Annotated in this window: 8 protein-coding genes; 7 read left to right on the top strand and 1 reads right to left on the bottom strand. The window is 36.7% G+C overall.

What is annotated here, in order from left to right:
• The 7 genes from JEP40_RS06615 to JEP40_RS06585 form a co-directional block, all read left to right on the top strand.
• Positions 1–364: type VI secretion IcmF C-terminal domain-containing protein (locus JEP40_RS06615; protein WP_332873059.1), on the top strand; the 364-nt coding region annotated here is incomplete at its 5' end.
• 45 nt (positions 365–409) lie between these two features.
• A complete protein-coding gene (gene tssA, locus JEP40_RS06610; RefSeq protein ID WP_198622916.1) occupies positions 410–2029 on the top strand; it encodes a type VI secretion system protein TssA in 1620 nt (539 codons plus the stop codon).
• 32 nt (positions 2030–2061) lie between these two features.
• A complete protein-coding gene (gene tssF / locus JEP40_RS06605) occupies positions 2062–3825 on the top strand; it encodes a type VI secretion system baseplate subunit TssF (protein ID WP_198622915.1) in 1764 nt (587 codons plus the stop codon).
• Entirely contained in the window at positions 3789–4886 is a 1098-nt protein-coding gene (tssG, locus tag JEP40_RS06600; RefSeq protein ID WP_198622914.1) for a type VI secretion system baseplate subunit TssG, read from the top strand. Before tssF ends, tssG begins: the two co-directional genes overlap by 37 nt.
• Complete coding sequence (tssJ, locus tag JEP40_RS06595; protein WP_232799180.1) at positions 4867–5424, top strand: type VI secretion system lipoprotein TssJ; 558 nt, start codon at positions 4867–4869, stop codon at positions 5422–5424. Before tssG ends, tssJ begins: the two co-directional genes overlap by 20 nt.
• A gap of 2 nt (positions 5425–5426) precedes the next feature.
• Positions 5427–5855 (top strand): type VI secretion system baseplate subunit TssE, encoded by a 429-nt coding sequence (tssE, locus tag JEP40_RS06590; RefSeq protein ID WP_109410184.1) that lies wholly within the window; start codon positions 5427–5429, stop codon positions 5853–5855.
• 91 nt (positions 5856–5946) lie between these two features.
• Complete coding sequence (locus tag JEP40_RS06585; RefSeq protein ID WP_198622912.1) at positions 5947–7323, top strand: VasL domain-containing protein; 1377 nt, start codon at positions 5947–5949, stop codon at positions 7321–7323.
• A 118-nt stretch (positions 7324–7441) separates the two neighbouring features.
• Here the strand turns inward: JEP40_RS06585 and JEP40_RS06580 are convergent, their stop codons facing one another.
• Positions 7442–9712 (bottom strand): autotransporter domain-containing protein, encoded by a 2271-nt coding sequence (locus JEP40_RS06580; protein ID WP_198622911.1) that lies wholly within the window; start codon positions 9710–9712, stop codon positions 7442–7444.
• Positions 9713–9748: the final 36 nt, after the last annotated feature.

Here is a 9748-nt window from a genome sequence, read left to right as displayed (position 1 = left end):
TATTATGCAAACCCATTTAATGATTGATAGACAGTCTCTTATCTATGATAACCAGCAACCGCAATGGCAACGCTTTGTTTGGCCAGCAGATACCGTTGCCTCTGGTGCATCACTCAGTTGGATCACCACCAATACAGGTACACGTATTTATGGTGATTATCGTGGCGTCTGGGGCATTATTCGTTTATTGGAAGATGCCAATATCGCCCCTTATGCCGGGAGTACCAGCAGTTATTCTGTCAGTTGGAAAACCTTAAATGGGCAATCCTTAAACTACACCTTAAGAACCGAAATGGGCGAGGGTCCAATCGCGCTTTTACAACTACGTAATTTCGTTTTACCTGAAAAGATCTTTTTGGATTAAATAAAAATCACATTCCCTATTATCTCAAAAGGAAATACGCTCACTATGTCCTTATTGGATACCTTAATTTCATCATGCTTTGCTGATGATATAAACAAAGTGCAACAACTTGCTCAACAACAAATCACCTTATGGGATCGTTGGTTATTACCCATTACACCCAATCACCCCATCGGTGAAGATCCCAGCTATGAAGATGACTTTGAGCGAATGAAAGAAGAAGTCAATAAACTATCCGGAGCTGATACTGAATTAATTTGCTTACTGGCTGAAAATTTACTGCTCAATGTTTGTAAAGATGTACGCGTTGTTACCTACTATATTTGGGCACGCTTACACAAAGAAGGTGAACATGGGTTTGCGGATTCATTGGGGCTTCTGGCTGGGTTACTCATTCGCTATCATGACACGTTGTTACCTAGCCGAGCCACGAGTAGAAAATCGGCCTTAGAGTGGTTATCAGGGCAACGCGTTTTAGATAGCTTATCGCTTTATCCCGAAGTCGATCATAATGAGTTTTCTCGTATTATTGCCTTATTAGTCACCATTGAAACTGAGACTAAAACATGGAATGAAGCTGAAAGACCACAACTTACGGGATTACATCAAGCACTCGAAAAACGCCTTGCTCAATCTGGTGGTACAAACAGCGTTATACCACAAAATATTAGCCGAACTGAATCGTCTTACAACAGTTCATCTGCTCCTTCAATTTCACAAAGTACGCCAATCGAGACAATACAATCAGGTCGTGAATTATTAGATCAATCAAAAATGCTTGCTAACTACTTACGTAATCAACCTAATGGTTGGTTAGCAGGACATAGATTAATGAAAGTAGTGAGATGGGATACGCTTCATCAACTTCCACCACAAGATCAACAAGGTTGTACTCGCCTTTCTCCCCCAAGAACAGATGCAAGAGCACAACTTAAACGCCTCTATTTACAACAAAGCTGGGGTGAACTTGCAGAACAAGCTGACAAGCTTTTTGCTGAAGGCGTTAACCATTTTTGGTTAGATGTGCAATGGTATTTATATCAAGCACTCAGCAAATCCCCTGCCCCTTGGAATGCATGGTCTGATGTTATAAAAAACGATTTAAAACAGTTTCTTACTCGCCTTCCTGATTTAGAAAAACTGTCATGGGAAGATGGTACCCCCTTTGCTGATGAAGTAACCTTAAGTTGGATAAAACAGCATGTTATGGAAGAGAATTTTGATGCCATGCAGGGATTATCATGTTCATCATCTCACCAATCCGAAGACGAGCCTATATTAGCACTAGAGCCTGAAGCCATTACTCAAGCAGATAATGAAGGCATTGAGATTGCCTTAAAATGGCTACAACATCGTCCTGATATCAACACGCCAAGACAAAAATGGCTATTAAACCTCGTTATGGCAAGAGTAGCAGAACAATTTGCTCGCCAAGATCTGGCATTAAATTTATTACGAGAACTCGATAAAAAAGCACTTTCAATGCCATTAACACAATGGGAGCCTAACTATGTTTTTGAAGTAAAAGCACGACAACTTCACCTTTATAGAGCCAAAATTCAACGTAATACTTCAGATAAAAACCGCATTGAACAACAAATGGAACTGTTACTCAGTGAATTGACAGCTATCGATCCTGTACGTTCTTCAATTTTATATTCTTAATATTTTACTCAAAAAATCAAGGTATCAAATTAATGGATGATTTAACCCTTCGCTATTTTGATGCGGAAATGCGCTATCTTAAAGAAGCCGCAAAAGAGTTTGCACAAGCACACCCCGATAGAGCCGCAATGCTCGATTTAGATAAAGCAGGTACACCCGATCCTTTTGTTGAACGCTTATTTGAAGGTTTTGCCTTTTCAATGGGGCAATTAAGACAAAAAATTGATGATGATTTACCTGAATTAACAGAAGGCCTTGTTAGTTTATTGTGGCCTCATTATTTACAAACAATTCCTTCATTATCTATTATTGAATTAACACCAGATATTCAAAAAATGAAAATGACAGATAAAATATCGGCGCAATTTGAGGTGCTTTCTCGCCCTATAGGCCCGAAGAAAACAATCTGTCACTATCGAACAACGCAAGATTTAACGCTTAATCCAATAAGAATAGAGGCCGTTAATTTAACAAACGAGCCTGATGGACGTTCAGTTATTCGGTTGAAATTTATATGCAGTGAAATTATTAACTGGTCCGAAGTTAACTTTCATAAGCTTTCATTTTATTTATCTGGTGATATTCCAACAACTAATGCACTGCATTTAGCATTAACTAAACAAGTTTCAAAAATCTATTTAAAACTTCCTCAATCAAAAGACAGAATAGCGGTGCCTCTCTATTTTTCACCGGGAGGATTTAAGGATACGGATGCCCTTTGGCCTAAAGGTGATACCACATTTAGTGGATATCAATTGCTACTGGAATATTTTTCTTTTCGTGAAAAGTTTATGTTTGTGTCACTTAATGGATTAGGTGATATTCATTTTCCTGAAGAAACATCAAAATTTGAGTTAGACATTGTTCTAAATACGTTATGGGATAACTCGCTCACATTAAGTGATGAAAATATCCGTTTACATTGTGTTCCTGTTATTAATCTTTTCAATATAGAAGCAGATCCCCTCACAGTTAATGGATTGGAAAGCGAATATTTATTACGCCCGCGTCGTATTCAAGATGGGCATACTGAAATTTATAGTGTTGATAGCGTACATGGTTCTCAACGGACAAATGAAGCTATTTATGTGCCATTTACTAGCTTTCGTCATCGTGGTGGTATGCTACGCCATAATGCCCCCGAACGTTATTATCATACCCGTGTTAAACGTGGTGTAGCGGGACTTCATGATACTTGGCTTATTTTGGGTGGTGAGAAACAAGATCTTGATTTAGCTACCGAAACAGAAACACTTTCATTACAACTCACTGGAACTAATGGGCAATTACCTCGTAAAGCACTACAAAGCACATTGCTTGATAGAACAGAACAAACCTTACAAATTCCATTAACTGTACGTAATTTATGTAAACCCACTTTACCGCTTTATCCCCCTTCAGAAGATCGCTTTCATTGGCGGGTACTCAGCCACCTTGGTTCAAGTTTTCTTAATATGATGGACAATGCCGAAGTACTTCGGGGCACGCTCGCCCTCTATGACTGGCGGGATGATGATATGAATCATCGAAAACTCGATGCCATTATTCATGTTGAACACCATTTAATTGAGCGTTTTGAGAAAGGTTTTTTACAACGAGGCATTGATATTGAAGTGACATTAGACAGTAATGGTTTTAATGGTGAAGGGGATATGCATTTGTTTGGTGAAATGCTTAATCGCTTTTTTGCACTTTATGCTGATGTTCATCTGTTTAATCAATTAACACTGATTATCTTACCAACAGGAAAACGTATTCAATGGAAAGAGATCCACAATCCACAGCTACCCCGCTAATTCAAGCGTTAGGCGAAAAATTACCTTATATAAATTTCTATCGCTTTTGCCAATTACTTGAGAAATCCAATGCTAAGTTCTATGAATTAGGTTGTTCTCATGATCCTAAAGACGACCCTATTCGTTTTCGCCCTCATCGAGGTATGGGCTTTCCAGTGACGGAAATCAAAGGGATCGATTCTCTTGATAAATATCGTAAAAGTAGAGTACCAAGCTTACGTACTACTTTTCTGGGGCTTTATGGTATTACCTCACCTCTTCCTACGTCTTATCTCGATGATATTGCACAATATCGAGATGGCACAGATTCACTAACTGATTTTTTAGACATTTTTAATCACCGCCTTACTACACAATTTTATCGGATTTGGCGTAAATATTCTTATCCCGCGACTTTTGGTGAAGGTGGCTCAGATAAGACATCACAATATCTTTATGGATTAATCGGTTTAGGTATTCCTGGTTGTGCTAATCAGGTGCAATCTCCCCTATCTCGCTTTTTAGCTTTATTAGGAATATTACGTCTACCTACACGCACAGCGGAAGGAATTAGTGCATTAGTAAAATTATTAGCACCATCGACAAAGGTTAATATTATTCCTCATGATCCACGAAGAATAGCACTAGATAATCCTACCGCAATGTCGTGTTCATCCCCTATTACATTAGAAAACAAACCCGTTTTAGGCAGTTATGCGATAGACGTAAATAGCCAAGTATTAATAAAGTTGCATACTGAAAATAAAGATGAGGCAAAAGGCTGGTTACCTGATGGCAGTATTTATCAAGATTTTATGGCATTGCTTCGTGTTTATTTAGGTTCACGCGTGAATGCACGGCTACGTTTAACACTACCAAGAGATTTATTACCTGATGCAACACTTAGCACCTCTAAAAGCCAAGGTGTACAACTGGGTAGAACTGCAGTTATGCGACCTCATAACATTATTGAAAAACCACCAATCAACCCTTTTATCACCATCGGCCTCGGTTTTTATCAATATCTAACACTCCGCTCTCAACATTATAAAAGTGATGAATATGGCAATTATCAATTCTAAACCACAAATATTTTTCTCTCATACTTATCGACTAGCACTATTATTTATTAGTGTTTTGGCTCTTGCTGGGTGTGGTCTAACACAAACCATTAGTGATGGTACTGTTTCTCTAACTAAATCTATTTTTTATAAGCAAATTAAAGTGTTGCATTTGGATTTTACCGCACGAGAAGCACTTAATACTGACGATAACGGTTCTTCGCTTTCCGTCATTGTTAGAGTATTCCAACTAAAGTCTGCCGACACCTTTAATGATAGTGATTACCTTTCACTGTTTAATCAAAATAACGATATTTTAAAATCTTCATTACTAGTACAAAAAGACTTACGTATTCGCCCTGGAGAATCTATTTCTTTAGATATACCAATGGAAAAAGAAACAGAGTTTGTTGCAATCGCGGTCATGTTTCACACTCCTGATGAAACTAAAAATAACTGGCGTATTGTTATTCCTAAAAATGAACTCGATCCAGATAAAGCAAGAAAAATTGAGCTTGCTGAAAGTACACTGACATTACAACCTTTGGAGAAAAAATAACGATGCCACAGCCCTCTCTTTATGAAATGCTAACAGGGTATTTTTCTGGGGGATTGCCTGTTGATGCTATCTCCGAAGAAGACCAAGTTATTCTGTCTGTTATGGATAATATTCGTCGAATATTAAATTCACGAGCAGGTACATTAAAACATCTGCCTGATTATGGTTTACCTGATATGAGCAAACTTATTCAAGGATTACCAGGAAGCTCACATAAAGTAATGGCAATATTATCAAAAACATTACTCAAGTATGAACCTAGAATAAAATCAGTAACTCTAGGTATATTACCTGAAAATGAATTTGGAAAATTATGTTATTCTTTAGATATTGAATTACATGAAAGAGGGCTTATACGTTATGGTACTGAGTTTTCTCCTGATGGACGAATATTTCTCCATCATTTAAAAAAGCAATTTAACTTATCATAAGTTTGTTTTTATTAACTTTCATTCTTAGTATATTTTTCTTTATTTAGTTTTATTTTATAGCATTTAGACCTTAAATTAACTTGAGGCTTCTATGAACTCTTACTTAGACTCACTTCCTATTGGAGGTGATCCTCGTGTATTTAATCAATTTCTTAATATTAAAGAAGAACTTGATAAACGCTTTCATCCAGCACGCCCTGATATTAATTGGCAATATGTCCATGAACTATGCATTTCTTTATTTAATCAAAATGGTGTTGATCTTCAAACAGCAGCTTGGTTTGTTTTGTGTCGCCAGCACCAGTCTGGATTAGATGGTTTAAATGAAGGACTTTATCTAACCCATAAAATATTAACTCAATATTGGCAAACATTATGGCCAGTACAAACACATACTCGTGTTAATATTCTTTCTATATTAAGCCAACAATTAATTTCAGGTATTCGAGGAACAACATTTGTTTATACCGACTTACCCACTCTTTATCAAATTGAAGAGTTATTAAAAAATATTAATCATCACCTTCAATTATTAGAAATTAAACATCTTATCCAATTTGATTACTTACAAAATTTAATTATCACTCAAGCACGACAACTAGAAAATGCAGATACATTAGATAATAATTTCTATTCTCCTGATTTATCGCCTATTATTAATAAAGAGGAAAACAATCAACCTCAAATTGCTGGTTCAGAATTATCAACATCCCCTCATTTAACTGAAAATACCATACCACCTAAAACCTACATCTCCCCATCGATTGCATTACAAGTGCCAGCAAAAAAAAATAACCACAAAGAATTATGGAAAGGTATTTTAATTGGCGCACTAACCAGTAGCTTATTTTTTGTTATCCTATTTTATTTTTGGTTGTCTGAATTAAAAAATAACAATCTCACTGATGCTTTTCCTTATATTCCAACCATTAATGTCCATGCAGGTTCTCTTATTGAACAACAAACTGCAAATGGTAAAAATATAATGAAGACTCTCAATTCTGAGCAGATTGACGTGATACAGCAGCGTTTAGATGAACTCGCATTACTTTCTCCTACATGGGCACAGAGTTATGGACTTGAAGTAATCAGTTATTTGAATGAGCAGTATGAGGATAATCCAGAGCTTTTATCATTTACGCTGCTTTGGAAAAACAATCTAAAAATAAATGCCACCACCGATGAACAGCTCAATCAATGGTCTAAAGGTATGACCGAACTCGATGGATTAAGCCAACGATTAGATAGCTTTGATGGTAATCCTAAAAATTACATTACTGGCTCTGAATTAAAATCTATCATTTTCAAAGCTCGTCAGCATTTCAACCAAGCTAAACCTTTAGAAGAAGAGCTACGCTTACTTGAAAAACAACCAACACAAAATGCAGTTTCAGACTATGAATACCAACAAATAGACAATCATTTTAAACAACTATTAAATCGATATGCATTATTACGATCTAAATAAGAATATATGGCTATATTTCTTATAAAAATAAAAAATAGGTAAATAATATTCATTTTCTATAATGACTCCCCCTACTTTATTAAAAGGAGGAGTCATTAATAGAAATACCATCATTAAATTAGAAAGAGTAACCGATATTTACCCATCCCGTATAATCTGTTCTATCCGAATTCGCCTCACCACTAATACGAACATCAGAAGTAAAGCCATTCTCACTGACTAACGACATACCTGCATCAAATGAACCTGACGTTGATTTATCTTTCGTTGTCACACGAACAGAATTAGCATTAGGGACTTGCTGATCGATTTTAATTTCATCCCCATATACTGTTTGGTGGATACCTATATTTAAATAAGGTTTAAGTAATGTTTCGTTTGTTAGCGGATAACGTCCATCAAAACGTAACTTAGCATTGATCATCACTGCTTGCCCATTATAGTTTTTATAATGGGTATCTATTAAATCATAATCAGCATTATGAGAAGATACGGTATAACCTTCGCGTTGTTGCCAAATATGAGTTACCCCTAACATTGGTGTGATTTTATAGTTACGGTTTATATCCCAACTTTTACCTGTTGAAATATCGGTATAAAGGCCATTACTAACGTAATCTGCACTTTGACTTCCTATACCTGAATAGTGGTTGCTATCGGTGTAATCTGTCTTGCTTCGAAACCATGTTGTTGTTGCTGTTGCAAATATGTCATTTTCAAATGTCATTCCACCTTGCATACCTAACATAAAGGTATTTACATCTTCTTTACGCCCATCGGAAGTACCATTAAAGCTGGTTTTTGCTTTTTCATATCCGCCATGCCAACCAAGGTTAAAGGTTTCAAACTGATGATCTTGGCCTAATAACACACCATAACGATGACCGCTATAACCGGATGAAACTTGATCTCGACGGTAATCCCCAGCATAAGGCGTAATAAACATACAGTTATTTGCATCTATTTTTTCATTACACCCTTCTCGAATAAATTGTTCATTTAAACGTGAAGAAATAATATTTGAGGCCTGTGTCATTGAAGAGCGCTGTACTAAAGCAGAAACACCAGCATGAGAAACATTAGGGGCATAAACTAATGCAGCGGCCCCTAAATCACCACTGCCATTACTGGTATGAATGACTTTAAAGTCTTGGTTAATACCAGAGAGTGTATTAATGTCACCGTTTACCGTTGCTGATTGATTATTACTGATATCATAAGCTAAAGAATCAAGAGCATAGCCTTTGCCATATTCAAATCCGTCCTCTTTTTGCCCTGGCATAAAGATAAGATCCGCCCCTTTATTACCATTACCAAGAACAATAGATCCTCCATTACTTACTGCCCAGGGATTTTCTGAACCTAACGTCATCATGTAGCTTTCTATATTCACGACAGAGCCATCAGCCATCACTTCATAAGCGTATTCACTACCGTTAGTAGACGTTGAAACAAAAATACGACCTTGAGATTGAATGACTGCATGACCATTTACAACATTAATACCATAAGCCTTTGCATTATTTTCAGCTTGGGCATCCACATTAATAGTGCCATTATTACGAATAATAACGTTATCACCTTCAGTATATATACCACTTGCTACTGATGTTTTGCCTGATGCAGAAACATTCATTTGGCTATTATTTGTCATTACATGGGTTGGATTACTGGGATTATTATGATCAGGTGCAACATTAGGATTGCCTTTAATGGTATGTAAGCCTGATGCATTCGCAATACCTTGTTCACTTTGTGCATGAACGTTTAATTCACCATTATTAGTCAATCCATTTGCCGAGTTAGTATAAATTCCTTGTGCTGTTGCACTTTTTTTAGCGTCGGCAACAACGGTCATTTTACCTTCATTAATTAATGCCATATGATCACCATAACGATCATATGGATTATCAGAAAAAGATAACCCCGCATTAATCCCAACTGCTTGAGCATCACCTTGATAGCTCTTGCTTGTTACATCAACACGCCCTTGATTGCGTATTGTTGACCAATAAGCATCCGAAGCTTGCAACCCATTTGCCACAGACAGTTCATTTTGGCTCGTGGATGAAACGACAACACTACCACCACTTTTATTGGTAAATGTTCCTGATTTAACTAACACACCACTGGCTCTGGCATCACCCGTTGTAGGTGCTACCGTTAATATCATTTTACCACTATTAACAGCATCAACAGGGTGACCTTCTGCATTAGCCGTTAAATCTGACAATTGAAATTCATTCGTATTCTTATCCGTCACAACTTCAATTGTGCCACTATTATTTGGCTTTTCAGAAAAATGATACGTTTGATTCGCGTAAGCATTACCGCTGATAATAAGAGCTGTAGCAATTGCAGACAAACGCCACATAGTTTGGTTCTTCATCATTTACCTCTAAATCAAGATATCGTTTGATTAAAA

Source organism: Proteus vulgaris, assembly GCF_016239305.1.
GTDB lineage: Bacteria > Pseudomonadota > Gammaproteobacteria > Enterobacterales > Enterobacteriaceae > Proteus > Proteus vulgaris_C.
The sequence above is the reverse complement of the archived record's forward strand: the minus strand, read 5'-3'. Positions and strand labels throughout refer to the sequence as shown.